Origin of the sequence: Ensifer sp. LC384 (assembly GCF_001695865.1) — a bacterium.
In the GTDB taxonomy this organism is placed as follows: Bacteria; Pseudomonadota; Alphaproteobacteria; order Rhizobiales; family Rhizobiaceae; genus Ensifer.
In genome coordinates this window covers 478,677-503,715 of record NZ_MBST01000001.1, presented here as the reverse complement: position 1 = coordinate 503,715, position 25,039 = coordinate 478,677, and the positions used below count along the sequence as shown (strand labels likewise).

26 protein-coding genes are annotated in these 25,039 nt (G+C 62.3%); 2 read left to right on the top strand and 24 right to left on the bottom strand.

The features are described from left to right. Positions 1 to 46: 46 nt before the first annotated feature. A complete protein-coding gene (locus BC363_RS02535) occupies positions 47 to 889 on the bottom strand; it encodes a glycosyl transferase (RefSeq protein WP_065786398.1) in 843 nt (280 codons plus the stop codon). A gap of 197 nt (positions 890 to 1,086) precedes the next feature. Here BC363_RS02535 and recQ point away from each other — a divergent pair, with 197 nt between their 5' ends. Beyond that, positions 1,087 to 2,964: a DNA helicase RecQ gene (gene recQ, locus BC363_RS02530; protein WP_065786399.1), complete on the top strand. Its 1,878-nt coding sequence runs from the start codon at positions 1,087 to 1,089 to the stop codon at positions 2,962 to 2,964. A gap of 414 nt (positions 2,965 to 3,378) precedes the next feature. Beyond that, complete coding sequence (locus BC363_RS02525; RefSeq protein ID WP_065786400.1) at positions 3,379 to 3,969, top strand: hypothetical protein; 591 nt, start codon at positions 3,379 to 3,381, stop codon at positions 3,967 to 3,969. Here the strand turns inward: BC363_RS02525 and ligD are convergent. The 23 genes from ligD to BC363_RS02425 all read right to left on the bottom strand — a co-directional run bounded on the left by ligD (position 3,966) and on the right by BC363_RS02425 (position 24,889). Then, on the bottom strand, positions 3,966 to 4,937 hold the full coding sequence (gene ligD, locus BC363_RS02520; RefSeq protein WP_083223714.1) for a non-homologous end-joining DNA ligase: 972 nt from the start codon (positions 4,935 to 4,937) through the stop codon (positions 3,966 to 3,968). The genes BC363_RS02525 and ligD overlap by 4 nt on opposite strands. A gap of 62 nt (positions 4,938 to 4,999) precedes the next feature. Then, positions 5,000 to 5,554, bottom strand: a complete 555-nt coding sequence (locus BC363_RS02515; RefSeq protein WP_065786402.1) for a formyltransferase family protein — start codon at positions 5,552 to 5,554, stop codon at positions 5,000 to 5,002. Then, entirely contained in the window at positions 5,551 to 6,654 is a 1,104-nt protein-coding gene (locus BC363_RS02510) for a GNAT family N-acetyltransferase (RefSeq protein WP_065786403.1), read from the bottom strand. The genes BC363_RS02515 and BC363_RS02510 overlap by 4 nt, the downstream gene beginning before the upstream one ends. Beyond that, positions 6,651 to 6,827 carry a hypothetical protein gene (locus BC363_RS35025; protein WP_161952429.1) on the bottom strand — a complete coding sequence of 59 codons (177 nt, stop codon included), beginning with the start codon at positions 6,825 to 6,827 and terminating at the stop codon, positions 6,651 to 6,653. The genes BC363_RS02510 and BC363_RS35025 overlap by 4 nt, the downstream gene beginning before the upstream one ends. Positions 6,828 to 7,157: 330 nt before the next feature. After that, positions 7,158 to 7,325, bottom strand: a complete 168-nt coding sequence (locus BC363_RS35020) for a hypothetical protein (protein ID WP_161952428.1) — start codon at positions 7,323 to 7,325, stop codon at positions 7,158 to 7,160. Next, a complete protein-coding gene (locus tag BC363_RS02505) occupies positions 7,325 to 7,858 on the bottom strand; it encodes a hypothetical protein (RefSeq protein ID WP_065786404.1) in 534 nt (177 codons plus the stop codon). Before BC363_RS02505 ends, BC363_RS35020 begins: the two co-directional genes overlap by 1 nt. Positions 7,859 to 7,876: 18 nt before the next feature. Beyond that, positions 7,877 to 9,229 carry a hypothetical protein gene (locus BC363_RS02500; protein ID WP_065786405.1) on the bottom strand — a complete coding sequence of 451 codons (1,353 nt, stop codon included), beginning with the start codon at positions 9,227 to 9,229 and terminating at the stop codon, positions 7,877 to 7,879. A gap of 8 nt (positions 9,230 to 9,237) precedes the next feature. After that, positions 9,238 to 10,788, bottom strand: a complete 1,551-nt coding sequence (locus BC363_RS02495; protein ID WP_244519786.1) for a hypothetical protein — start codon at positions 10,786 to 10,788, stop codon at positions 9,238 to 9,240. A gap of 8 nt (positions 10,789 to 10,796) precedes the next feature. After that, complete coding sequence (locus BC363_RS02490; RefSeq protein ID WP_065786407.1) at positions 10,797 to 13,667, bottom strand: phage tail protein; 2,871 nt, start codon at positions 13,665 to 13,667, stop codon at positions 10,797 to 10,799. Further along, positions 13,667 to 14,095: a hypothetical protein gene (locus BC363_RS02485; RefSeq protein ID WP_065786408.1), complete on the bottom strand. Its 429-nt coding sequence runs from the start codon at positions 14,093 to 14,095 to the stop codon at positions 13,667 to 13,669. The genes BC363_RS02490 and BC363_RS02485 overlap by 1 nt, the downstream gene beginning before the upstream one ends. Further along, positions 14,095 to 14,721: a hypothetical protein gene (locus tag BC363_RS02480; protein WP_065786409.1), complete on the bottom strand. Its 627-nt coding sequence runs from the start codon at positions 14,719 to 14,721 to the stop codon at positions 14,095 to 14,097. The genes BC363_RS02485 and BC363_RS02480 overlap by 1 nt, the downstream gene beginning before the upstream one ends. Continuing rightward, entirely contained in the window at positions 14,721 to 15,362 is a 642-nt protein-coding gene (locus BC363_RS02475; protein WP_083223717.1) for a hypothetical protein, read from the bottom strand. Before BC363_RS02475 ends, BC363_RS02480 begins: the two co-directional genes overlap by 1 nt. Continuing rightward, on the bottom strand, positions 15,353 to 19,171 hold the full coding sequence (locus tag BC363_RS02470) for a phage tail length tape measure family protein (RefSeq protein WP_065786410.1): 3,819 nt from the start codon (positions 19,169 to 19,171) through the stop codon (positions 15,353 to 15,355). The genes BC363_RS02475 and BC363_RS02470 overlap by 10 nt, the downstream gene beginning before the upstream one ends. After that, complete coding sequence (locus tag BC363_RS02465; RefSeq protein ID WP_065786411.1) at positions 19,168 to 19,440, bottom strand: DUF1799 domain-containing protein; 273 nt, start codon at positions 19,438 to 19,440, stop codon at positions 19,168 to 19,170. Before BC363_RS02465 ends, BC363_RS02470 begins: the two co-directional genes overlap by 4 nt. Positions 19,441 to 19,538: 98 nt before the next feature. Then, positions 19,539 to 19,910 carry a hypothetical protein gene (locus BC363_RS02460; RefSeq protein ID WP_065786412.1) on the bottom strand — a complete coding sequence of 124 codons (372 nt, stop codon included), beginning with the start codon at positions 19,908 to 19,910 and terminating at the stop codon, positions 19,539 to 19,541. A gap of 43 nt (positions 19,911 to 19,953) precedes the next feature. Continuing rightward, positions 19,954 to 20,883, bottom strand: coding sequence for a phage tail tube protein (locus tag BC363_RS02455; RefSeq protein WP_065786413.1), 930 nt, complete (start codon positions 20,881 to 20,883; stop codon positions 19,954 to 19,956). Between the two features lie 3 nt (positions 20,884 to 20,886). Beyond that, positions 20,887 to 21,033: a hypothetical protein gene (locus BC363_RS35015; RefSeq protein WP_161952427.1), complete on the bottom strand. Its 147-nt coding sequence runs from the start codon at positions 21,031 to 21,033 to the stop codon at positions 20,887 to 20,889. 3 nt (positions 21,034 to 21,036) lie between these two features. Further along, on the bottom strand, positions 21,037 to 21,453 hold the full coding sequence (locus tag BC363_RS02450; protein ID WP_065786414.1) for a hypothetical protein: 417 nt from the start codon (positions 21,451 to 21,453) through the stop codon (positions 21,037 to 21,039). Further along, positions 21,453 to 21,872, bottom strand: coding sequence for a DUF1320 domain-containing protein (locus BC363_RS02445; protein ID WP_065786415.1), 420 nt, complete (start codon positions 21,870 to 21,872; stop codon positions 21,453 to 21,455). The genes BC363_RS02450 and BC363_RS02445 overlap by 1 nt, the downstream gene beginning before the upstream one ends. A 101-nt stretch (positions 21,873 to 21,973) precedes the next feature. Continuing rightward, positions 21,974 to 22,450, bottom strand: coding sequence for a hypothetical protein (locus BC363_RS02440; protein ID WP_065786416.1), 477 nt, complete (start codon positions 22,448 to 22,450; stop codon positions 21,974 to 21,976). Between the two features lie 12 nt (positions 22,451 to 22,462). Further along, positions 22,463 to 23,416: a major capsid protein gene (locus tag BC363_RS02435; protein ID WP_065786417.1), complete on the bottom strand. Its 954-nt coding sequence runs from the start codon at positions 23,414 to 23,416 to the stop codon at positions 22,463 to 22,465. Positions 23,417 to 23,429: 13 nt separating this feature from the next. Then, entirely contained in the window at positions 23,430 to 23,768 is a 339-nt protein-coding gene (locus BC363_RS02430) for a capsid cement protein (protein ID WP_065786418.1), read from the bottom strand. Positions 23,769 to 23,782: 14 nt separating this feature from the next. Next, complete coding sequence (locus BC363_RS02425; protein ID WP_065786419.1) at positions 23,783 to 24,889, bottom strand: hypothetical protein; 1,107 nt, start codon at positions 24,887 to 24,889, stop codon at positions 23,783 to 23,785. Between the last annotated feature and the right edge of the window lie 150 nt (positions 24,890 to 25,039).

Here is a 25,039-nt window from a genome sequence, read left to right as displayed (position 1 = left end):
CCGCTCAGCCACGCCGAAATCCGGTCCGATCTTGGCTGGATTCCGACTATTCGCGCCAATGTTCGGCCACCCATGGAGCGGGGTGGATGTAATGGCGCAGGTGGCTGATCGGGTTCTTTTCACGATGGTCGCCGGTAAACAGCCGGCGAATGTGCCCAAGCGGCGTGTCCATCCGGCCGCGATAGCCATATTGCCCGTCGATTGCATGTTGCGGCAAAAGGCTGCGGGGGAAGAGCACCACGCGCGCATCGGCCGGCAGGCGGGGCGCAAGGAAGTAGTTCAGAGGAAAGATGTGGCGACAGTCCTGTCGAAAGTGCAGGACCCAGCGTCTCGGAAAGAGCTTCACGCCACCCGGTGCATTGCGTGTTACGAAGCGTTGCTCGAAACGATATTCGTCCGCGATTGCCTGCGGGTTGCCCCTGAACTTTTCCTGCAGTGATACGAGCTTGCCCACGGGGAAGCGGAAAACCGAGGTCTGGCCGAGGCGTTCGAAAGGCGTCGTCTGGTTTCTGGCCAGGACCACATCGTCAGGCCCTTCCACCTCGAAGAAGCAATCGAGCGATCCGACAATGACGATGTCCAGATCAAGAAACAGAACCGGTCCCTTGAGATTGCCGAGCTTCGGTCCCCAGAGTCGCGATTTCTGCCAGATGCCTGGCGTGTTCGTAGGCATATTCACAATGTCGAGCGGCGGCAGATCCTCGCAGAGAATTTCGTTGCGCAGCCCGTCGCGATTGTCGGTAAAGCAGGTGAAGGTGAAGGGTGGAGTGATGTTACGCGCCACCATGGCATAGAGCCGGTTGATAAACGGAGCGCCGTACTTCGTACCCCAGTTGATGCAGACCACCTGCTTGACGCCGCCGCTCGCCGCCAGAATGTTCGCCATGATGACCTTCCGGTTATGTCTATTCTCTGAATTGCCGATATATCAATAAGGCCAGGCTATGGAAAAGACCAACCCCCGAGCGAAAACGGCTGGCGATCCTCCCGGATAGTCCACCCAGTCTCTTCAATTAGGCTGACGGCTATGGCATTGCCGCGGTATCTGGCGATGATGGCAATGTGTGATTCCCCGAAGGAGATGTAATGGAGTTCGTCGAAAGGGCGCAGCCCGACAGAAGCGCTGCCAGCCAGCTCTTCGACGACGCCGGCCGAGCGCCGCTCGATGTTCTCAAGCGCGTCTACGGCTATTCCGCCTTTCGGGGCCGTCAGCAGGAAGTGGTCGAGCATGTGGCCGCCGGCGGTGACGCCGTCGTTCTGTTTCCAACCGGTGCCGGCAAGTCGCTCTGCTTTCAGATCCCCGCACTCTGCCGCACCGGCCTTGGCATCGTGGTTTCGCCGCTGATCGCGTTGATGCGCGATCAAGTGGAGGCGTTGAAGCAGCTCGGCGTCAATGCGGCGGCTCTCAATTCGTCGCTGACGCGTGAAGAGGCGGTTGCCGTGCGCCGGCAGATTTCTGACGGCACGCTTGATCTGCTCTACGTCACGCCCGAGCGCATCGTCACCGATGGCTTCGCCGACCTGATCGGCAAGGCCCGCATTGCGCTTTTCGCCATCGATGAGGCCCATTGCGTCTCGCAGTGGGGCCATGATTTCCGGCCGGAGTATCGCACGCTCGGCCTGCTCGCCGAGCGCTATCCCGGCGTGCCACGCATCGCGCTGACGGCAACGGCCGACCCGCATACCCGCGACGACATCATCGAGCGGCTGTCGCTGCAGGGAGCCCAAGTCTTCACCACCAGCTTCGACCGGCCGAACATCGCCTATGAAATCGTCGAGCGCGACCAGCCGCGCCAGCAGTTGCTGCGGTTCCTGTCCCGTTTTCGCGGTTCGTCCGGCATCGTCTATTGCCTGTCGCGCGCCAAGGTCGAGGACACGGCGGAATGGCTGAACGGGCAGGGCATTCGCGCGCTTGCCTATCACGCCGGCATGGACCGGACGCTGCGCGACGCCCATCAGGACGCCTTCCTGAAAGAGGAGAGCCTTTGCCTGGTCGCAACCGTCGCCTTCGGCATGGGCATCGACAAGCCTGACGTGCGCTATGTCGCCCATCTCGATCTGCCGGGATCGGTCGAGGCCTACTATCAGGAGACCGGCCGTGCCGGCCGCGACGGTCAGCCGTCCGAGGTCTGGATGGCCTATGGCATGGCCGATGTGCTGCAGCGCCGCCGGATGATCGACGAGGGCGGAGCGGCGGATGACATCAAGCGCATCGAGCGCGGCAAGCTCAACGCGCTTTTGGCGATCTGCGAGACGGCCGGCTGCCGCCGCCAGGCGATTCTCGCGCATTTCGGCGAGGCGCACCCCGGCCGATGCGGCCATTGTGATACCTGCCTGAAGCCCGTCGAGACTTGGGACGGGACCGAGGCCGCGATCAAGGCGCTTGCCGCCGTCTACCGCACCGGTGAGCGCTTCGGCACCGGCCATGTCGTCGATGTGCTGATGGGGACCGTCAACGAAAAGACCGAGCGTTTCGGCCATGTCGACATGCCGGTCTTCGGCGCCGGCAAGGATCTGCCGGCCCGCACCTGGCAATCGGTGTTTCGGCAGTTGCTGGCGGGCGGTCTTGTCAGCGTCGATCATACGGCCTTCGGCGCAATCAAACTCGAGCCGGAGGCGCGCGCCGTGTTCAAGCGCGAGCGCCAGGTGCTGTTTCGCAAGGATCGCCCGCAGACGGGCAAGGCGGCGCGGCAGGCAAAATCCGGCAGCCAACGCGAGCGCGCCGACCTTGCCGGCTCCGATCTCGAATTGTTCGAACTGCTGCGCGCCGAGCGCTTCACCATCGCCAAGGACCTGAACGTGCCGCCCTATGTCGTCTTCCCGGACGCAACGCTGATCGCGCTTGCCAAGGAGCGCCCGCGCGGCTTTGACGAACTGCTTGACATCCCGGGCATCGGCGAAAGCAAACGCGAGCGCTATGGCGAGGCGTTTCTGGCCGTGATCGACGGGTATCTGGAGGGGTGAGTCTGCACGTCTGACCGAGACGCTGCGCTGTCATGCGTGCTCTTTCTCGGAAGAAGTTGAGTCACTCGCGCCGCCGACGCGGCGCGATAGATGGTGCTTGATGGGAGCTTCGATCTTCGACCACTCAAAAGCTGGAGTGGCCGAAGCAATCTGTCTCGCACCGCTGAGCGCGCGACAGAAAATGTCCGTAAAGCCGGCTCGCCATGCAATGCCCTGTCGTTTTCCCTTGTGATCGCGGCCGAGGCCCCTCGGTCCGCTGGAATTTGCTGCAACGGGAAAGCTGTCGTGGTTGTGGCGCGGCGGCGGCTTTGGCACAGATTTGCGCTAGCTTTGGCACAATGAGAATCTTGGCGTTGCGCGACGCGGCCGCCTTGTCGGATATTACGCGGGACGCGTTCATAACCGAGGGTCACAATGGGCGAGCCAATCCTCCGATTTACATTGGATACCAACTGCCTCATCGACATTGATGAGGCGCGGCCGGCAGGCGGCGACGTCTTGGCGCTGGTTGATGCCGCGAGGCGGGGCGCGGCCGACGTCGCAATCCTTGCCTCTAGCGCGTCCGAACAGCAACCCGGCGGGGCGCACCTCGACAGCTTCGCCGCTTTCCAAGCCCGTATGATTGACCTCGGCCTCGGGGATATTGCTCTGCTGAAACCGATCGCAAAGTACGGGCTATCGTTCTGGGACTTTGCCCTCATCGGAGACGAGGCCTCCGTTGAGCGAGAGCGGCAGATCTTCGAGGCCCTCTTTCCGGGCACCCCTTCCGATTGGCCGACCTATGCTTCGGCAAACGGACTAGACCCAGAGGACCTTTTCAGTCGGCCAGCTTGGAAGTGGCGTAACCGGCTTTGTGACGTTCAAGCGATCTGGTCGCACTTGAATGACGAACGAGACTTCTTCGTGACCCGCGATAAGAACTTCCGGCGGCTTAACAGGACCGTCGAATTCGCCCACGCGATCAGCGTAACTCCCGCCGAAGCCGTCGCGCTCCTAAGTGCTTAAGATTCGGCCGCGATCTCGTAGACCTCCGGACAGTCTTCCACGGCCGCGATCCCCTTCCATGAAGGGTGCCGCAACTTCTTGTCCTCGGTCCAGGCGCGAAACGTTATCGCCGCTGAAAAGCGCGGCTCGACAAAGACCGCGCCTTTCCGGCTAACGGCGACCGGCTTCTCCCCCGTCTCAACCATTTCCAGCAGTTCACGCAGCGCGAGAGATTCCTTATCAGACCAGCCCGTGCCGACGCTTCCGACATAGACGAGGCCGCCCTCCTTTCGCGCCGCCAGCATCAACCGGCTTATGTGCGAAGGAAGCGCGGTCGACCGTTCGAAACCCACGATGATGAAGTTGCCCCGCTGTTCGCATTTCACCTTGACCCAAACTCGGGGTTTGTCGCCGGAGTGGTAAGGGGCATCGAGCTTCTTACTGACAATGCCTTCGAGGCCGTGTTCGCAGGCGATGCGAAACAATGTGCCGCCGTCCGTTCCCAGCCATTCTGAAAGAAAGATCGCGCCGTTCTTGTCTTGCACGAGCGCTTCCAGCATTCGCCGACGCTCGGCAAGCGGCCGTCGTCTCAAATCCTGACCGTCGAGATAGAGGAGATCGAAGGCGACGAGTTGGGCAGCGCCGGCATTCCGCGTGCCGCCCTTTCCGCCCAACGCCTGCTGCAACAGGCTAAAATCAGAGCGCCCCTGCTTGTCGAGCACCACAGCCTCGCCGTCCAAAATCAAAGTGCGCGCGCCAAGCTGTTTCACCGCTTCGGAGATCGACGGGAAACGTCGCGCCCAATCGTGACCGCCGCTCGTCAAGATCCGGATTGCGCCGGGCTCGACGTGAACGTGGATGCGGTATCCGTCCCATTTGATTTCATGAACCCATTGCGCCCCTTCGGGAGGCTTTTTTTCGAGTACCGGAGAGCAAGGCTCAATCCGGCGCGGCATAGGGTCATTGGGGGGGTTGGGCGGCTTGGACATCGGCCATTAACGCGCGAGGCGCGGATAGGGTCCAGAGCCGCCCCTGGGGTCGCCGCCTGACCTTAGGCGGCGGCCAATTGCTCCTGTTGGTCGGCCGGGATGAAACCATAAGCCGAAAGATGGTCGGCCGCTTTTACCAACAACTCCACGCCGATCGGCGCGAGGGCGCGCCTCCAAAGATCGGCGGCCGTTTCCCCCTCCCGGACAAAGCACCAATCTTGGAATGCGATCGGGCCGCCGTCCATTTCATCCGTGAGGTGATAGACGCTGCCCCCGGCGATCCGATCACCAGCGGCCATGGTGGCGTCTACGGCGTTCCGCCCCCGATGCAGAGGTAGCAGTGAGGGGTGATAGCCGATCGCGTAATCCGCAATGGCCCTCACTTCGGCCGGCACGAAGACGAACGCATGAGCGCATATCAAAAGGTCGACGCGGTAGCGGAGAGCACCGCCCAGACCGACGCCGGCATATTCGATTGTCGGCACGCCCGCAGCGCGGGCGGCTTCGTGGAAACGATCGCCGGCAGATGGGGCGGCGGCGAACGCGATTTCATGGTCTCGGAGTTGGTCAAGGACAGCGGCCGCAAGCCACTTTTGCCCGATGATGCCTATCTTCATTGGCGGATATCTACCCCTTCGATGTAGCGGAAACCTTGGACGGCGCGGAAGTGCCCGCCGTAGCCCGACAGGGTGCTTTTCCCTTTGGCCCGGCATTCCTTCTTGCCACCGAAAAGAACGCCCGATGTCTGCGTCCAAAGTGGGTCGCGGCGCAGTGCCGCCGCGAGGCCCGGATGAGATGTGTGAAAGAGCGTCGGCATAGGAAGGGCGTATCGGTTGTCGCCCCGACGCCACGCGGCGCAGACCGCGTTCAAGAACCGCATGCCAACGCCCGCGCCTTGCCATTCCGGCATTACGACGAGCCGGCAGGCGCGAGCCTCGACAAGACCCGGCCGGGTTGAGACCGCCAAGTGCGCCACCGGCTCGCCGTCAACGAAGGCGACATAGCAGGTGGCGGCGATCATGTGCGGTAGCTTCAGATAATGATGCGGCTCAAAATACGGCCACCATCGCCAATTGGTTTCTTGGATGTCCACGGCGATCGGGGGACGTCGCCGAAGATACCTCCCGGTGAACTCACCTGTTGCCGTGTCAAAAACCCAGTCCGGATCGAGCCAGTCGATGATGTCATAGTGGCACGACAGCAGGACCGCCTTGCCGCCAGTCCGCCGCCAAGCCTTACCGAACGCCAGCGCCCCGACTTTGGCAATCTGCCTGTCGACCACGCTGGTGAACTCGTCAACCACCACCTCGGCAGGCCGATCGCAGATAATGCGGGCCAGATCGGCTCGGAACTTCTCACCGTTAGAAAGCACCGCATAGGGCCGGAGCCATGATGGCACCGAGCCGAGCCCGACCGATGACAATGCTGCGGTAGCGTCGTTGAAATCACCGTCGCGGGCGATCACGTCGATAATCGGCTCGTCGGCCGGCCAGTGAAAGCCGGCCGCGCGATCCTCCGCGAACACGCGCCGCCCCAACGACGTTTTGCCAGAGCCCGAGGGGCCGACGATCAAACCGAGCCCCCAGGTACCATCGTCGATCGGCAGGTCGGCCGTGACTTCAAACGAACTGCCGTCTTCGACGTTGAAGAGGGATTTGACCCTCGCCGCCCGGTAGCTCTCAAAGCTCGGGCACGTGTTGGTGATAGTCAGTCTCATGTGACCACCACCTTGATCTTGCAAGTCCGGATAGCGTTGAGCGCTTCGAAAAGCAGTTCCTGCGCCTTCTCATCCTCGCAAACGAGAATGACGCCCTGCTGGTGACGATGGCGATACTTGTTCCTGCCGGGGGCTTTCGCCGGCAGGGGTGGCATATCAGTTTTGTTCGGCATGTGTGGCCGTGGCTCCGTTCGGTCGCTCGAAGCGATCGGGTAAGGGCTCTGCCGGCCTCAGGTGATTGAGAGTGCCGCAACGGCGGCACTTGATTTCTATAACGTCCGCGATCGCTCCCGGTCCAGCTTTAAACAAAAGCGCGGAACAGGAGCCGCAACGTACATTTCTCATTTTCTAACGCTCACGAGTCTGTCACATGAGTCCCGCCCTGCAGGGTACGGGTGCGACGGTTGTGAGAGCCGCTGTCGGACGGGAAAGAGCCGCGAACTTAGACCCGTCGTTGGTGCGTTGACGCGCACCGGCCGCCCGGTCTTCACCGGGCGGGTGTGTCACTCCGCATAAAGCGGTTCGTAGGCATCCGGCGCGATCGGCGCGGCTTCGACAGGATCAGGGCCGCGATACACCGGGAGCTTTGCCAGCGCCTCCTGCATGGCCGTATGAGCTACTGCCGCAACGAGTTCAGCTTCTTCGAGCGGATCGTTTGAAGGGCTGGTCATCAAAGCTTCAGCGCCTCGGTCCACATCGTTTCGAATTGCGCGGCCGAGATCCCGAGTTGCGCGGCGATGGTCGTCAGCAACGGGTGGTCGCGCTTGAATTCGCCGGCATATTGCCACTCAATCCGAACCTTTTCCTTTTCAGCGCCATCCGGCAACGCGTCGATCGCTGCCTCGACTTGGGCAAGAGCGAAGCCATTGTTGACCAAACCGAGGCGAAGCTGGCGCGCGGTAAGCGGGGCGTACTTGGCTGCGGCCTCGCGCTCGGCCTGCTCGGCGGCCGCCTTCGCCGCAGCCTCTGCGTGTCTTGCGTCGGCGTCCGGCAAAGCGTAGGTCGACAAGATCACCTCGTCAGGCGCTGTCAGATAAACACCCTCGGCAAGGGCTGCTGCCTTTGCGTCCCTTACGAACTCATCACGTGCGCCGTTGACCACGCCTCGAAGAACAGATTCCATCGTGAACTGGTGCACGGAGGACCTGAACTTGTGCTTGAATGCCTTTTCGTCGATCGCGTCGAGATCGACCTCTACAATCATTTTCACGTACGCCTCCTTTTATGGGTGCATCCATTGCACTGTTATTCTTGAATTCCATCCAGTGAACGTGAAACCAGACGTCATAATATTGTAGGCAAACCAGTCGTTTGCGCCCATGTTCACCAAAGCAGACAGGGAGCCGGTAACATACCCGCCGCGCATGACTAATGCGCCCTGAGTTGATGTTCCGTTCCGTGACAGGTCGATAGCTATCTCTCCGCCGCCGGCAATGCCGCCAGCAACGAACACGTCGACCAGGTACCAACCAGCAAGCGGAACGTGAACGGCGTTTCGACCGTTAATCGCGCCACCTATGGCAAACCCGCCCCGATTGAAAGTAAACCCACCATTGGCGACGCCAATCATGCCCCCTGCCGCAACAAAAACGTCGGGACCAAGACTCGTACACATCAGCGGTGTATCGGGAAGATAGACGGCGCCGGTCTTTCGCTCGGCGATGAATGACGTTCCAAGATACACATTGGCGTCACTCCATCTCATAAGCTTCATATCAGAACCGACGTTACCCCCAGGTTCTCCGACGCCATATCCGGCCCTTACCCAGGCCCATCTGTTGGATGTTGCACCGCCCACGGTGCCACTCTGGAAATAGAAAGCGCCATCGGTGTTTGCCGCGCCGACGTTATAGAAAAACGGCGCAAACACGCCGGTTTGCGAATTGACGATCCCGGTGACAGTGACATTTCCTGATATGGTTCCGCCGCCGGTTGAGAACGCGCCAATGCGCGATCGAATGTCGGCAGCGCCGCCCATGTTGCTGGCGTAGTAGTCGGTCCAGATGTTTCCGAGATAAACCGCATCTACTTGCCCGATGAGACCACCAAGCGCCGAATGCCAGCCGACCATAACATCGTTTGTGGACGTCATGTTCGTGCCGCCAGTGCGCCGCACGACCTTCGCGGCCGATGCGAAACCCGCGTCGGTCGTCACTGCCACAAGCTGCCGGCCGTAGGCGGTAAAGGGGGTCCAAGCCATGGCGTTGGCGCTGGTCGCAAACGGAAGCTTGTCAACGGCCATCGTCGGCGCGAGAGCAGCCAGAGCCGCCAGCGACGAATAGCGCAACTCGCGAATGACCGTCGTTAGCAGCGCGGCATTTTCGGTGAGCTGCTGCAGGTATGCAGTATCGCGCACCAGGGCGTACTGGGTCGAAACCGTGGCACCGGTCCAAGGGACAGCGGCGACCATCTGGGTGTTGCTGTTAACCGCCGCGATCGGTAGCACGTTGCCGTTCGCCAAGGGGAAGACCATGCCGCCGACGATGCCCGCTGTCTGCCAGTCGGTGCCCGTACCAGTGATGAGCGTAGAGCCATTGGTGAGGGTGATCGTGCCCGTGGTGTGCGGAAGTGTCATGGCTGCTCCTAAGCGGGTATGCCGAAGATGTAATAGCGGATGGCGATGGGCGGGGTGGCACCAGCGGTGCGCCAGCTTCCGGGGCTGTCTCGCCGGTTGTAGTAGTCACCGACGTTGCCGGCGAACGTCCAAAAGCGGGCGTTGTTCTGCGTTAGCTCGCAGTAGGTGCTTTCGCCGGCATGCAGCTGGTTACCGGGCGCCGTGTACCGAAGCCGTTTGATGAAGGGCAGCCGGTAGGCGCTGGTCCATGTCGTGTTCAACTGATTTTGGCCCTCGGGAGCGGCGCTGCCACCTCGGCCGCCGCCGTGTTCCGTTAGGTACTTGACCATCGGGAACATGCCGGCTCCATCAAACGGGATGTCGTAGTAGACCCCGTTTCCAGCCACGACGTCGATCCAGCCATCCTTGAGGATTTGGACCTGTGGCCACCGGCTATCTATGACAATGTCGGGCCATGCCGGCGGGTCGGCCGCGCCGGGGCGAAGAACCTGCAAAGCATTTTGACCGCCCTCGCTGATCGGCCGAAACACCCGGTTGACGCCGCTGGTCGGGGGACTGTTGTCCGCGAGGTAGAGCATGAAGCGGGCGCGCATGTTTGTCGAAGCGTCGAAGCCGATTCGGGTGCCGTCAAACCAGTACTCGGCCCCGAAGTTCGCCGTCTGCGGGTTTGACGGGTACATGATGGTGCCGCTGTTGTAGAAATGCACATCGAGCGCCACCATCTCGGGGATCTGGAAGCCGACGTCGAAGTAGCTGACCCCGGCCGGAAGCGCGATGTCGCCCGAGCGAATGACCTTCACCGGCAGCTTGGCAGCAGCATCGAATGACGTCTGAGCCGGCGTTGCCGTGTCAACCGGATAGCCGGGCCTTGAGGTCTTGAAGTCATTCGGCCCGATCACGACGACCTTGCTGCCGTTCGGCGTCAGCGCCGGGGCCTCGTCGACGGGAACGCGGTTCCCAGGCAGGTTCCAAACGACCAGCGTCCGATCTCGCGACAGGAACTGGTTGAAGCCGTCGATCGTGTCGAACCGCGTTATCTGGACGATGATGCCGGATGCCCAGGCGCCGAAGATGTTGTTGAAGAACGAGCTATTGGTGCCCGTCACCCACGCAAGCTGCCGACTGTTTCCCTGAACCCACGACCCGCCTTGACCGTTGTAGTAGTCGTAGCTGTCATGCCAGAAAACCATGTGCTGGTTATATCTGTTGCTGCCGCCGCCCTTCTTCGCCTTGATGTCGTAGAGCGGCACGTCATAGCGCAGCCGAGGGAAGTACTCTTTCTTGTAGCACCAATGGCTTGAGCCGCCTCCGGAGACTTCACAATAGACGAAGTTGCTGTTGTTCGATCCGGGCGGGTAGTAGAGCAGCACGCCGCTGTCATTGAGCCCCGGCCGAGTGATCTGGTTGATCCGCTGCATGCCACCGAGGTTCATGGTGACCGCGTACTTGCTGTTGTAACGGAACTTCCAGCGCTCACTATCCGGCGTGGTGCGCGGATCGTCGGCGTCATTCGTGATCTTGATGCCGGGATAGCCCGTCGCGTCGGGACCGATCAGCATTCTAACCATCAGTGCCAAACCTCGATCGTGCCATACCAGCCGTCAATGACGAGCTTGCCGCCGCCGAGGATCATCTTGCCGGCGTAGACCGTGCCGATGTCGGCAATGTTCAGGCGCAGCACGCCGCCCTGGTAGACCATGGCGTAGTTCCGCGTGACGCCGTCCGTGACGACCCACTGGTCGACCTTCGTCGCCGCGCGGGACTTGAGGACGCCGTTTTCGGTGTAGATTTCGTAGTACTGGCCGGTCTCCTTGTACTGGTCGCCGAGGTTGGCGCGCATGACGATCGAGTGACGGACATTGACGCCCGACTGGTCGACGGCCGCCGAAAACTTGATGAGCCCGCCACCGAAGCGGTCGTTAAGGTCGGCGCTGACACCAGTAACGCTCTCGGCGACGGCGCGGATGGAGTCTGCGAGGGTGGTTTCGGTCTGGACGATCTTCGCCCGAGTGGTGACCATCTGGGCGTCAAGGATGCGGGTGCTCGCTGCCAGCACGCCGTCCTGTCTGGCTCGAGTGAGCTCTTCCTGTTCGATGCGAGCGCGGGCTTCGCCCACCTTCGCATCCAGATTGTTGATCCGTGAAGCGAGAGCCGAATTCTCGGTCGCTTGCGCCTGCCGGATCTCGGTGATCGTTGCATTGGCCGCAGCCAATTGCGCCTTGAAGGTCGTTATCTGCTGCGCCAATGCCTCCTTGTCGGAAGCGCTGACGCGGCGCTCCTCGGAGATCGATGCCATGGCGCTGCCCATTTCGGCGCGCATCTCTATCTGCTGACGGTGGCCGATGGCGTTTACAAGTGAGAAATCAAGCACAGTTTGGGCGTGCCGCTCGAAGGCTTTATCGAATTCCGCCTGCAAATCCTTGAAGCGCTGATTGACGTCGTTTTGCACCTGACCGAGGCCGACCGAGACGTCCGTCGCCAAGATGTTGCGCGTTAGAACATCGAGCCACGAGGACCACTCGGTCAGACGGTTCGAAATCGGCACATAACGGCCCGCCGCTTGAAACTCGGTCCTCGGCAGGCACCAAGCGCCGGAAATCGTCCACTGATAGGAGCCGTTGCTGTGCGGGCGCGGGTAAGGCGTCTGGTCGCTATCGAAAACGACCGAGCCGGTTGCCTTGACGCGGACGATGACGTGAACGCGGGCCACATCATCGAGATCCGGAGCGCAGCGGATGAGGATCGCCGGGCGACGCGCAATCCCGTCTGCGTCCTGCACTTCCGACGGCTCTACGGCCCAACCCGACATGGGCTGCGGCGGAACAGGCGCCGGGCCAACATGACCGATCGACGTCGGCGCTTCCATGCCGATCGACCAACCGTGGTCGGCCGGGTCAATCTCCTTGATGGTGACGACCTGCCGGAAGCCTTGCGCGCCCGATTTTCTAACGATCAGGAATTTTTTGTTGGTGTAGCCGTTGTGGCCCGACGTCCAGGCAATAACGTCATTCGGCACCAGCGGCTTAGTTTCCGGCGGGAGGCTAAGCGTATGAACGGCAAAACGGCGGCCATCCTTCAGCATCGCCTCCATCAGCCGCTGGACGGTGACCGCGTGGGGCGTGGCGCGGAATTGCACGGAAGCGGTTCGGCGGTGGCCGTCATCGGCTGCTTCAAGCGCCGCGTCGTACCGGGCCGGCGCGTCTTTCGCTACCCAACGTTCGGCCGGTTCGGGATAGGTCGCCTCGATCCCGTTGTGGATTTCGTCCGGCGCGGGGAACGGGTCCAACTCCCGCTCAGAGGTGACCACCACATGGTCATCCGTGAAGGAATAGACTGCAGCGCCGGGCGCGCCGATCAGGAGGTAGAAAACACCGCCGCACTCGGAGAGCCGGCCGCTGCAGCCTTTAAGCAGTTCTTCAACGGCTTCGAGCGGTTCCATGTCGCCATGGATCTGCATTCCGCACCGGAACTGTTTTTCGGTCCCGCCGGCCTGAAGCGCGATCAATCGGTCGCATTCGTTCGCGGCGGCCATCCAGTTCGACGCCGGCAGCCGGAACGCGGAGAGGTTGCGACCGCCATAAACCCATTCTGTGCCGTAATAGATGCCACGGACGATGTTGTAGATGATGACCGCATTGTTTTCGGTCGGCTCCCAGGTCGAGCGATCGTCCCAGCGATGCGACCCGTTTCCTCCGGCGGTGCTGTCTTTGCGAAGGTCATAGAAGACGGGCGGCGAAGGCTCAAACAGGTACTCCGGCTTGCCTGCCGTAAAGAGATCTTGGTTGAAGCGCGTCGTGACAATGACATACGCGATGCCCCTGCCGATCATTGTGTCCTTGAACGGCCGGGTCGGGTGGCTGCCGAAGGCGGCGCGGAGAAACGGATCCGCGACATTCTGCGAGCCATCTACGAACTTGACCCACATGTAGTCATTGCCGCCCGAACGATACTCTTTGACCGGGCAACCGCGGCCGTCCGAGTGCGGCTCATTCCATAGGACGGTGCATTTCTTATCGCCCGCCCACATGCCGGCGAGGCCGGGTACGGGCAGATAGGAGATTTCGAGCACGTCGGTGAAGAAGGCATTCGGCGTCTTTCCCGCTTGCCCCCATGTTCCCGCGTAGGCCCGAATGCCCGGCGTCACGGACTTGCCGACAGGTATCTCTATCGAATTGTCGTCGCCGGTTCGGACCGAGACATTGACGCCGCGCGGCTGCTGGTTCTTCAGCGCCCTCTTCGCCTTGGCCCTCTGATAAAGAGAGAGGCCGACTTGCGCGCCGATTGCGAGCGCACCCTTGAACAAGGCTGCGGCAAGCCCGCCTTTAACGACAGCACCTGCAATCGCGGTGACAGCGCCAACGACTGGCGCGGCCTGGGCCGGCTCCGAGAAGAGCAGCCAAGAAGCAACAGAGGCGAGAAGGACGTTTCGAAGCTTCATTAGCCGACCTTAAACGCCCTTTGAGCGGCAAGTAGATCGACGGTTCCCAGGCCATCGGGCCGCATAACGAAAACCCGTTCGCCGTCGACAACCCCCAATGCGAAACCGAACGGGCTGTCATCAGCGATTGCCGCGATATCGCCAACGCCGGCCTGCGACGGGTGGATCTCCGGCAGCAGCGACGCGACCAGGTCGCCGAGATTGTCAAAGCCGGCCGCCTTCATGACGCGCAACGCGCCGGCCGCCGACTGGTAGCGGCCACGGAACGCAGCAGCGACATCGACACCGGTCAGGGCCTCTACCGCCCGCCCGGTCAGGTGCGGGCCACAATCGGCTTGTTTTGCCCAATCGGCCGGAACCGCCTTCACCGCGTCGATCGCCGCTTCCAGGCGGCTGCGCCAGTCGTCACGGCGCGTGAGAGCCAACATCACTTCGTCCCCCACGGCATTTCGACAACGGTTTCCATGGCGGCCCGGTAAAGGCCCCATTCATCGCCACGGGCGGCTTTGTGCCCCTCGTAGGAAGCCTTGCGCGGGTTCTTGCGCGTGAGCATTGCGATCGCGTCGGAATGGGCGGTGATTTGTATCGAGCCTTCGCCGCCGCTGGTCGGGTTTTTGATTGGCGCTTTGCTGATCTGCCCGATGAAATCCGGCCATTCGACGCTGACCGGGAGCCGCGTCAACGGATCGAGCAGATATTCCCAAATCTCAAGCCGCCCGAGACGCGCTTCGAATTCGCGGACGAGCTGCTGCGCGAAGGGCGCGATCTGCGATAGGGTGACGGTTACCGGCTGGACACTCAGATCGGACACATAGACGATATCCGAAACGCCTAGGAGCGAGCCGTCGCCGATGAAGCTGTAGGTTTTCTGCGTCCCATCGAACCCGTCGAGGACGGGAATGTCGATCGTGTCGGTTTCATCCCAGAAGGCCCGCACAACGGGAGCGCCGTTGTCCCGGCGTTTAACGCGAAACACCACCAACTTTCTTGGTACGAGGCCCTGCTCGACAGCGTTGATGCAGGCGCCCATGTAGGCCGGGGATTTGTTCTGCATCAGTTTCTCTTCTCGATGACCTTGAAGCCAGCGCCCTCGGTGAGATGCCGGCGCGCGGTTCCGGGGTTGTGGCTCTTCGGGGCAACGGCGGCGACGAACGCGGGGCGCTTCAGATTGACGGCAGCCCCGTCGACGATCGGGAGGGGAAGATGCGGCGAGATCGCAATATCGGCTCGGCCGGCAGCGTCGGCGACGGCGCGTTGCGCCACCTCGACAAAGGCGTGCTTGTCCGCATACGGCACCTGCAACTTGTCGCCCGGCGTTAGAACGTAACCGACCGGCAAGCCTTGCAACGGCGCAACAAAGCGGTTGGTGATCGCGCGCAACGTGACTTCGGCGTTGCCAAGGATCGCCCCGCCCGGATCTTCGGCCGGATATAGCGAAACGGGATCGCACATCATAAACCGCTGCTTTGTCGCCCGTAGCCAGCGGACCAGCGCGGCAACCTGTTTGAGGCTGGTCGTGCGGTCACGGTCGAAGGACACGTCGCCGGTCCAAAGGGACGGCGCCAGATCGGCTTCCCAAAACGCGCCGGAGCCCATGCCAGACGTCTCAGTGTTATCGTCGCGGTCCCAAACGACACTCGCGATCGGTAAAAGATCAAAGACGTCCGAAAGAGGAAGTACCGTCATCACCGCCACCTCGGGTTTTCCATGATGTTGCTGACGCGGTCAGGAAGCTGGCCGTCGTAACGTTCGACGACCTGGACGCTCGCCTCAGCGCCGGCCGACTGCGCCGAACTCATCAACTCGGCGCGGAAATCTTCGCCGCCGATGAGGTGGACGCCGATCGCGAGTTCAAGCCTGATCAGTTGAGCGAGCGCGCTTTGCCCGGCGGCCGCCTGCCGCATCGGCGAAGAAAATGCCGGCGACGGGCTAACCGAACCGCGCCTGGACGGGACGTAACCACCCACGTCGAAACCGGGAATCTGGTTGTCGTTCAAAGCCTGAAGGAACGACCGCACGCCGGGCTTAGCGACCACCGAAGCTTTGACGACGAACTCTTGGCCGTGGACGAAACCGGCGACGTCTTTAGGGTCGAGATTGCCGGTATAGCCGCCTGTATCCCAAAGCCCCCACGAGCCGCGTGAAATCGCGCCCGTAAGCTGGCTGGAGCCCAAGAAACCGCCGATGCCTGGAAACAGGCTGAAGATGCCGCCAAGACTTCCACCGCCTAGACCGGGAGCGGCGGGGAACGAGAGCTTCGACAGATTTTGGCCGAACTTGTCGAAGCCGCCTCCAAGCGCGCCCAGTCCCTTCGCGGCCTGCCCCGTTGCATCGCCTAGGCCGCCAATCGAGCCCGTCACCTTACCGGCTGCGCCGGAAAGGCGGTCCAACTCCGTGTTAAACTTGTCCACATAGGCCGAGCCGGTCGTACCGAAGACATCCGAGGCATTGGCCCCGCGCGCCAATGGGCGACCGGTAAACCAAACGCTGGCCGCGTCTTGGGGGTTGCCGTACTTGGAAAGCGACTTTCCGAAATAGTGGTCAAAAACGCTATCTTGGGCGCGCGGATCCGCGAGGAACTGTTGCGGCGTCAGCGACTTCCCAAGCGCCGATTGCGTCCACGACGGAATGTTGCTGCCCATGACCTGATAGTTGCCATAGGCTCGGTCACCATTCACCAGCGGGCCTAGGGCAGCATAACCGCCGCTTCCCCGGCTCTCGATATTGCCGATCGCCTGCCGGAAAAGGGATATGTCGCCGCCGGCCGCGCGATTGCCGTTCGCCCCAAGACCAAAGAACGACGAGCCGAACCCGCCGGCAGCCCCGCCGTTGATCATGACGGTGCCGGCCATGACGGACATGGACCCGACAGGTTTTCCCAGCCCGCCTGTTATTGCGCTCAGCGGGTCGCCGCCGCCGAACAAGTGGGAAGCCACATCATCCAGGGTGCCGTAGTTGGTGCCGAGGACAAGGTTCTTAAGCGGGTTATCGACTGCGAGCTTACGGAAGCCTGTCACCAGTTCCTTGGCGGCGTCCTCGACTGCGCCCTTCCAATCGCCGTCGCTCAGCTTGTCAAACAGCCCGTCGATCGCGCTTTCTCCGGCGCTCCGGACTTGATCCCACGCGTCGGCAGCCCGTTGCAACTCACTCGTCTGCTCGGCGATCGCGGACGCATTGCTGCGGATTTGCGCCGCCTCGGCGCTCATGCTGTCCAGCCCGCGCCTGCGAATTTCCTGCTCGGCCTCAAGAGCGGCCGTTAGCCGCTCCCGATCGCGCTCGGTCGCCCCGATCAATTCGCGCTCGAGCTTCAATGTCTCGAGCTTTTCGTTCTGCGAAGTTATCATGGCCAGAGCGCCCGCCCGACGCTCTTCGGCCAGCAGGCTCTGCTGCGCTTCGCGAGCCCCGTTAAGGGCGTCTGTGAGGCGTCTTTGTTCCTCGCCTTGCGCGGCCGCCGCCGCAGCAGCCAAGGGCCGAAGTTCGATTTCACGACGAAGCAATGCCTCGGCCTCGGCGGCCGACATCGTGCCGGCGCTGACCGCATCGTTAACGGCGCGCCGAATCTCGATTTCTTCGTTGGTCTGGATCGAACGCGCCCGGCTAGCCGCGATCTCTTCGTTGATCGCGCGATTGCGTGCGGCCGAAATCTGAGCCTGCGCCTTGCCGGTCTCGATCTCTTCGCCTGCCAGCTGCAAACGCTCACGGTCGGCGATCAGGTTCGCAAGGATAAGCGGGTTCCGCTCATTCTGAATGCGGATATCGAGTTCGCCCAGGGCCGCCGCTCGTTCTTCGCTGGGGATCAGCGTCTGCAGCGCCCGCGTCTTTGCGTCGAGGGCGCGTGTTATCCCGTTCCGCTGTTCATCGCTGAGACCGGGCGCGTTCGCACCACGACGGAGCGCTTCGATCTGATCTTCTAACGCTTGCCGCTGGCGAAGCGCCGATGTCGCCGGCGAGGCCTCGGATAAGCCGATAGCAGCCGCGCCCGATTGACGGCGTTGCTCAAGGTCGCGAACACGTGCGCGGTCTTCCTCAAGCCGGCGTCGCTCCGCGCTAAGCCGGTCTAAATCTGCCTTGGCCGCTGCGGCCCGATCTGCGCCGCCGTTTAGCGTCCCGAGAATGAACGACGAAGAAGTCCGAGAGAACCGCTCGTAATCGGCTCTCGCCTCGGCAATGCGCTCATCGAGCGACGGGCCCGACAATTCGCGGTCGATTGCCCGGCCGATCCAATCATATGCCCCGCTGGCCGATGTGGACACATATTGCCATGCCCGGCCGAGCGCGGTGGTGGCCTCGGTCGCCTGGGCGAGCCGGCCCGGTAAAGCGTCCAGAATAACTTTCTGCGCTTCGGCCAATCTGTTCTGGTTGGCGAGGCGCGTCGCATACTGCGCCGTCGCGCCGTCGATCAGGCCGTACTGGCGGTAGAGCGTTGCCGCCGCTTTAGCGGGGTCGGCGAACATCTCGGCCAAGGCCGCGCCGGCTTCATCCGAGGTGATTCCTAACGTGGCAGCGTAATTTTTCGAGAGCGAAATCATCGCCTCGAAATTGGCGGAAGCGATGCGGCCGGTACGAAGAAACTGCACCTCCATCGCGCGCGCTTGCTTGATGCCAATGCCGGCCGCCGCTGCGCCAGCTCGCGCCGCGGCTTCCATCTCGGAAGCCGTCCCGGCGGTAGACCGCCCGAGGCCGGAGGCGGCTGTGCCGACAGCCTTGATGGAAAACAGATAGTCATTCCAGGCAAGCGCGCCCGTAGCAACAGCGGCCGTAATGCCGCCGATAGCGAGCCGTGCCGGCGTTGCAGCCTGACCGATAGCCTTGAGTGTGTTGCCGACGCCGCCATAGATCTGAACGGCCTGGGGACCTTGCTGCAAGATCACTTGTGACACCGGCATGCCCAAAGCGAGCGATTGGACCGTGTCGTTGATCTGATAGGAGAGGTTCCGCGCCTCATCGGCCGTCAACTTCATGCGCTGGCCGTGTTCGCGTAGTTCCGGCGACGCGCGTTTGATGACCTCTATCTGGCGATCATAGGCGGTCTTCGCCCGCGTTAGCGCCGCCGCGCTTTCGTCGGCCGACAACGCTTCCAGTTTTTGCAGACGTTGGATCTCGGCAATCTCGCGCCGATAGGTCCGCTGCGCCTCATAAAGGGGGACATACCGCGCGCGTAGATCATCCAGTTCGCGGCCCGTAGGCCCGCCGCTTTCGCTGCCCCATGGGCCGCCGCTGGTCGGCCGAGGAATACTCGGGACAGAAGCGCGGGGCGAGGTGCCCTGCGGGCGGTTCGCTGCGGCGCGCGCGGCCTTCTCCGCGTCCGAAAGCTCGCGCGCCGCCTTCGCCGCCTCGCGCGCGGCGGCCGCCTCCTCGCGGAGAATGTCGGCTTGCTTATCAAAAGCCGCGCTGGCGTCTTTGACGTCGGCGGTGACGGCATCGAGATCCTTGCCGACTTGGACGGCCGCTTTGCTGACCGCCGATGTATCGGCGGTGAAGATCATGGAAAACTTCAAGGTCACTTGGCCGCCTCCCCGAAGGCCTCAAGTGCGGCGGTTTCCATTTCCGCCAGGTCTGTGAACACGGCGTCGGGGAACGATTGACGGCGAAGGACGACGTCAACGCCGGCATAATCGAGGCCGAGATAGATGACGGCAGCAAAGGTGGTAGCGACCCGCCACTGCGTTTCGCAGGCAATCCACGCCTTCCAGCTGTCTTTGTTCTTCTCCCAAATTCCGAAGAACACATCGTCATCCTTTCTGATGTCGGAGGGGTCGACCGCGAACCCCATCCGCTTGAAATCGGCCGCGACGTCTTCGTCGATCGTCGCGGCCGTCGTCGGGTCGGTTCGGCCGGAACGCGCGAACGCCCAGGCGCGCGCGGCCGCTTTTAGTTTCCCAGCCGGGCTTCTTCTTCGCCGTTGAGGCTGTTGGCATAAGCCCGGTAAGCCGCCGCGCGGAACCAAGGAAACAGCAACGCCGCTTCAAGCATCTGCGGAGAGAACGTCACCGGCTTCCCGTCGTCTTCGACATCGTCCCAGCCCTTGATGACGCGCCGCAAAAGATCATGCTCGCGTGCGATCTGTTCCTTTTCCGGCAGCGCCGCGATGGCCTCCGCGCTGGCGATCGCGGTGTTTCGGTCTTCGACCTCGAAGCGCAGAATGAACTTCTGTTCTTCAATCTTGCCGGGCTGGGTTTCGCTCGGAATGCGGGCGGTGGCCGGCCACGAGTAAGAATAGGTCGAAACGAGCTTGAACTTCATGAGATGGATCCTTTTTTGCGCGTTGAATGGTTGCCGCCCGCCGTCAGCGGAACGTGATTTTGATTTCATCGCGGCCGATGACCGGAACGAACGAAAGCGGAAGCGAGTAGTTGAGGATGCCGTCCGTCTGGCCTTGGGTGGGCCGCCCGATTTCCACGGCCGGCGCGGTGATCTCGACAATGTTGCCTTCGACCGTTCCCACGAGGATGCTCAGCGGCCCGCGCGTGCGTTTACGCGCACGGTCGAACCAATCGATTTCCTGAAGCGCGCGGGCCTCCACCACAACGGTTCCCGTAACGCTTCGATCCGAAATCAGCACCTTTTCATCGCCAATAAGGAAGCGCGGCGTCAGCCGGTTGCCGAGATTGATCGATATGCTCTCAGCAACCGCCGACCAACCGTGCAGACTCATTGTCGTGTTCGCCTTGGAAACAACGACCGGCGTAACCCAGCCCGCCTGCGTGACGGCGGGCATAGCGGCATCGTCGGCGATCGTGCCTAGTAGACCCATGTAGCTCCACTGGAACTTCGGAACCTGCTTTGGCGTAAGGTTGATGCTGAGATTGGACCGCCCGCCCAGCCCGATATGACGAACCTTGTCGTGAATGAAATGAAGGCTGGACGATTCCTGATCGTCCTCGACGATCGTGTAATCAACCTTCTGTCCGACGGTGACGGTCTCGGCAAAGCCCGACACGCGCAACGCGGAGCCGATCTTGGGCGGGGTGCCCTTAACGCCCGAACCCGCTACTTCTAACGAGCCTTCTACGCTGACATGCTCGCCGGCCAGAACGACGCCCTGGTTGCCCATGTACGGCAGAACAAGCCCACGCGAGACTTCCTCGGCCTCGATCGGAGTGATCGAAACGTCAGTCATGAGAAGCGCCTCTGCCGGCGTCGGCAGGGCGTCGTCGCCATAGACGGACTCGATCTTATTGAGAACGGCGAGTTTGCTTTGGCGACGTTCGCTCATCGGTTACTTCTCCTTCTTTTCGTCCGCCTTCACAGGCGCTTCTTCGGTTTCCTCGGCCGGCTTGCTTCGAGCGGTCGGCTTTTGGACGTGCGTGAGATTTCCGGTTTTGGGATCGGCCTCCCAGCGGCCGCCCTTGGTTGGCTGGTTCATGTGTCAGGCTCCTCGGACAAAACGCGTCGTTTCCCATGTCTGGACGTAGACGCTCACGTTGTTGTCGAGCCGGGTGTTTTCCTGCCCGACCAACTCGCAGATCTCGGCGCATGAGGGCGGCTGCCAGCCGCCAAGCAGGGATTCGATTGCGGAACGCTTCGCCTCAAACTCAGCGGAACGACCGACGCCGGTGGGGTCGTTGTGGGTCCGGATGACGGTGACGACGAGAAACTGTTCCGTGCCGTGCTGGCGGTACACGGTAACCAGCTTGTTTGGAGAAGCGCGCATACGGTGCGGAACGACGAAGCAATCGCCGCTACGGGGCGCGGTGCCCTCGAAAATGGCCGAGATGTCCTCGGCGAACTCGACGGCCGGAAGCGCAGCCGACCCCTTCAGGCGGGCGATGATCTCCTGAAACATCACCACCCCCTCATCGTGCGGTCGTTAAAAAAACCCGGCCCTTCGGCGACAAGCGATGTGCCGCCGGATTTGGCTGGCTCATTGCCGGCGATGTCAGGGAGGGAGATCAGGCCGCGCGCGGCGTCCTTCAGCTGCGTGATCGCGTCTTTGTAGTCCGTTGCCACGTACTCGGGCGGCATGTTGCCGTGCAGGTAGTAACGCGCAATCGAGACCGCCCAGGTACGGACAAGATCAGGGATGGTCGGCAGCGGCAGCTTGAAGCGCGCGCCAAGGTATCCGTTGACGATGTTGTCGGCGTGGGTAACGGCCGCCTCGATCACAGCCGGGTCAGGTGCGCCGTCCCGATCGCGGTCGGCAATCTGGCGGATTTCGTCCTCGCCAGCGCGTTCGTTCAGATCTTCAAGGGCAGCATAGGCCACGGCGTTGCTCGATGTTCGTTAGGGAAAGGAAGTTGGCGGGGCGGCCAAAGGACCCGGAGGCCGCCCCGCCGGTAGACCAGCCTGGGGAGAAACAGGCGGGTCTATTTCTTGCGCGAGCCGGCAGCGATCACGGCTTCCAGTTCTGCCGCCTTCTTTTCCGCCTCGGCGGCGCGTTGTTCGGCGGTGGCGGCCAGACTTTCGGCAGAAACGACGCGGCTTTCGACCTCGGCCAGCTTGGCCGCCGCGTCGCGCTTGACATCGACAAGCTGCTTCTGAAGGCCATGAACCTCGTCATGCGCCGCCGTAAGCTCGGCGTCCTTCTCGGCGGTGATGGTTGCAACCGTCCGATCGATCGTCTCCGCAGCGAGCTTTGCGGCGGCAGCAGCGACGGCCTGGTCGAAATCCGACCCGAGGGGCGCGTCGTCTTCGACATCGAAGGGCGGCGGGTTGATCACGCCGCTGGCAGCGAGTTGGAGCGCGAGGGCCGTGGTCACGTAAACCCGCTTCCCGGGCTTTTCGCGTACGCCGTCAATCTTTGCAGGGCCGGTCAGGGTGACGGGGAACTTCTTGTCTTCCATCGTCTTGCCTCCTTACGGCTGCGAGCCGGCGTTTTGGAAGAGGAAGCCCCCCTCCGCGCCCGTGAGGATCGGCCGTCGTTCAACGGTCGTTGGATAGATCCAGCTGTCGTTCTTCCGTTCGAAGTACGGCTGTTGAACCTGCGGATAGCCGGCGAGTTCGTAGGTGTAGCCGTAGGACGGCACCTGAAAATTGTCGCCGGTCTCAGGGACGTAAGCCAAGATGGCATCGTCGCCCCAGACGTCATTCGCCAGCGCCGCGTCGTCGGCCGTCTCCGGCAGGTACACGGCGGCCCCGATAACGACCTTCTTGATGTCGAAATAGGCGGCGAGCATCTCGACGGTGATGCTGTCCTTGGAGGTGTACTTGAACTGCTCCCGCACCTTCGGGTGGTTCTTGAGCGCGTTGCCGGCGTTGGGGCCGAGGGTCAGCGTGTTCGGGTATCGCCCGATCGAACGCCGGATGATTTCCTTGGCCTCGTTGATATCGGCAAGCGGATCACTGTTGGGATCGGTCCAGCGACTGGCGCCCGCCAACGCAACCTTGTGGTTGGCGTCGTAGCGCGCCGCGTTACGGGCGATCTGCGCGGCGTCATGCTCGTGGCCGAGATCCACCACGTCGAGCACCATGTTGACAGCGCCCGCGCCCAGATCGATGCCGGGCACCTGCTCAGCTTCCTGCTGGTGTTCAACGGGCACGACGCCTTCCAAGGCGTCCTGCACCAGCGAGACAGGGTCGGAAGCGTATCCGTACTGAACGCGCCTCTTGTCGGCCCCCGGAGCGCGCCGTGTGTTCATGAGGCGAAACGCCTCCTTGCCGAAGGCGATGACGCGCATCGAGCGGCTCGGAATGGTGACGCGCGGAAACAGGACATGGGAGATAAAGGTAGAATTGCGGTAGCCGCGCGCGTGCGTCGACAGGATGGGATCGACGACAGCGGAGGTCCGCTGATTGAGAACTTTGGACATTTGGCGGGGTTCCTTAGCGGACGAGGATCGAAACAAACTCGCCGTCCGCCGCAGCGGTCAGCGCTGTAGCGAAGGCGTTGGCGGGGGTAGCGCCGGCAGCCTTGACGCCCCCAGCCGCAGCGGAGATCAGCTTGGCTCCCTTCACGATCGGCCCGCGAGCGCGAACCCGGGTGATGCCGATAAGCATCACGCCGATGTCCAGGCCAATTTCGGTTGCCGGGTGCTTCGCGACGCCTTTGACGGGCGCGTCGTCGGCAGCGACCTTTCCGTCGTCGAAGCCGACGAGGTCAAAAGCGTCGAAGACGGTGGTGGCGGTTACGGTGTCCGTGAGGACGTCCTGAAAAAACTGCATGGGGTGTCGCTCCGTTAGGAAACCGCGCGCACAGCGTCGAGGTAGAGGGTTCCGGGATGTTTGCGCTGATAGTCAGTGGCCTTCGCGTGAAGTTCCAGCTGATCACGGTCCACTTCCTTGCCGTCCGAGGCGAACGACACGGCGGCCGCGACACCCTCGCCGGGGATTTCTTCGCGGCCGAACGACACGACCTTCGGCTGCGCGGCCAGAAGGTCACGAAGCGCCTTATCGGCGGCGATGCCCGGCTGACCTGCGGCGAAGGAGACGGCGGTATCGGCCGGCAAAGCGTTGAGGATGGCGACGAGCTGATCCTTCGAGGCCGGCAGCAGCTTGCCTTCGGTGACCAGGGACTCTGCGAATGAAACGTTCGCGGCGCTGGCGATCTCGCGTTCACGCGCCTTCAAGGCGGCCTCGCGCTGGGTAAGATCGGCTTCGCGAGCGGCGAAAGCCGGGTCGGTTTTTGTCAAGTCACTCTCCTTCGTGGGGGCTGGCGTGGGGGCGGCAAAGGACAAGCGGCCGCCGGGCTTGTCGATCTCGGTCTCGCCGAGCCATTCGATCGCGTAGGAAGGGATCGCCTTATCGGCCGCGTCCTGCCCGAACTGCCCAATGAGGAAGTCTCGAAGCGCCCGGAACATGCTGGCCGTGTGCTCGAAACCCGGTTCGCCGAACTCGGCGGTCACAGAGACCGTCTCGTCCGGCGACCCGCTAAATTCGACGTTGGCAAGACCCGGTACCGCCGGAGCTGCGCCGCCGAGGAAGCCGATATGTTTGGGATACCAAGTTCCGGGCGCCGGATTGGACGGCGCGTCCGGACGGAAGAACTGCATGGAGACTTTTTTGTAGCTGCCCTGTTTGACAGCTTCCGCGAAGGCCGGCTGGATCTCGTCGAGCGTCGCGTAAAGCTTGCCCGTCGACGCGTCGAACTCGAAGCTCTTCGCCCAGCCGTAGGCCGGGGCATCGGTGGTCGGGTGACCGATCACGGCCGGGGCCGGCGCGGTCGTAAAGTCGTAGGCGTCAGCGGCGGCCAGCAGATCAGCCGGCGTATAGGTGATAGCGGTGCCCTGCATCGGCGTGAACGTGCCGACGCGGAACACTTCAATGCGGGCGGTGCGCTTGCTCATCCGGTCCTTCCAAATCAATCTGGAAAGACCCTCGCCCATGCCGAAAACAAAAGCGGCCAGACATTAGGTCCGGCCTAGCTCGTTCGGTTGGTGTCCTGACAATGCTTCAGGTGGTTTTGCCCTTCAAGCCGCCCGCGTCGCTTTTTCATC

Coding starts and splice junctions, on each gene's coding strand:
- BC363_RS02435 (WP_065786417.1), bottom strand. CDS start 23,416: ATGTCCAAAGTTCTCAATCAGCGGACCTCCGCTGTCGTCGATCCCATC.
- recQ (WP_065786399.1), top strand. CDS start 1,087: ATGGAGTTCGTCGAAAGGGCGCAGCCCGACAGAAGCGCTGCCAGCCAG.
- ligD (WP_083223714.1), bottom strand. CDS start 4,937: ATGTCCAAGCCGCCCAACCCCCCCAATGACCCTATGCCGCGCCGGATT.
- BC363_RS02480 (WP_065786409.1), bottom strand. CDS start 14,721: ATGCAGAACAAATCCCCGGCCTACATGGGCGCCTGCATCAACGCTGTC.
- BC363_RS02505 (WP_065786404.1), bottom strand. CDS start 7,858: ATGATTGTAGAGGTCGATCTCGACGCGATCGACGAAAAGGCATTCAAG.
- BC363_RS02515 (WP_065786402.1), bottom strand. CDS start 5,554: ATGAAGATAGGCATCATCGGGCAAAAGTGGCTTGCGGCCGCTGTCCTT.
- BC363_RS35020 (WP_161952428.1), bottom strand. CDS start 7,325: ATGACCAGCCCTTCAAACGATCCGCTCGAAGAAGCTGAACTCGTTGCG.
- BC363_RS02465 (WP_065786411.1), bottom strand. CDS start 19,440: ATGGGGTTCGCGGTCGACCCCTCCGACATCAGAAAGGATGACGATGTG.
- BC363_RS02525 (WP_065786400.1), top strand. CDS start 3,379: ATGGGCGAGCCAATCCTCCGATTTACATTGGATACCAACTGCCTCATC.
- BC363_RS02490 (WP_065786407.1), bottom strand. CDS start 13,667: ATGAAGCTTCGAAACGTCCTTCTCGCCTCTGTTGCTTCTTGGCTGCTC.
- BC363_RS02510 (WP_065786403.1), bottom strand. CDS start 6,654: ATGAGACTGACTATCACCAACACGTGCCCGAGCTTTGAGAGCTACCGG.
- BC363_RS02485 (WP_065786408.1), bottom strand. CDS start 14,095: ATGTTGGCTCTCACGCGCCGTGACGACTGGCGCAGCCGCCTGGAAGCG.
- BC363_RS02495 (WP_244519786.1), bottom strand. CDS start 10,788: ATGCTGATCGGTCCCGACGCGACGGGCTATCCCGGCATCAAGATCACG.
- BC363_RS02440 (WP_065786416.1), bottom strand. CDS start 22,450: ATGGAAGACAAGAAGTTCCCCGTCACCCTGACCGGCCCTGCAAAGATT.
- BC363_RS02500 (WP_065786405.1), bottom strand. CDS start 9,229: ATGACACTTCCGCACACCACGGGCACGATCACCCTCACCAATGGCTCT.
- BC363_RS35015 (WP_161952427.1), bottom strand. CDS start 21,033: ATGAACCAGCCAACCAAGGGCGGCCGCTGGGAGGCCGATCCCAAAACC.
- BC363_RS02430 (WP_065786418.1), bottom strand. CDS start 23,768: ATGCAGTTTTTTCAGGACGTCCTCACGGACACCGTAACCGCCACCACC.
- BC363_RS02455 (WP_065786413.1), bottom strand. CDS start 20,883: ATGAGCGAACGTCGCCAAAGCAAACTCGCCGTTCTCAATAAGATCGAG.
- BC363_RS02450 (WP_065786414.1), bottom strand. CDS start 21,453: ATGTTTCAGGAGATCATCGCCCGCCTGAAGGGGTCGGCTGCGCTTCCG.
- BC363_RS02460 (WP_065786412.1), bottom strand. CDS start 19,910: ATGAAGTTCAAGCTCGTTTCGACCTATTCTTACTCGTGGCCGGCCACC.
- BC363_RS35025 (WP_161952429.1), bottom strand. CDS start 6,827: ATGCCGAACAAAACTGATATGCCACCCCTGCCGGCGAAAGCCCCCGGC.
- BC363_RS02425 (WP_065786419.1), bottom strand. CDS start 24,889: ATGAGCAAGCGCACCGCCCGCATTGAAGTGTTCCGCGTCGGCACGTTC.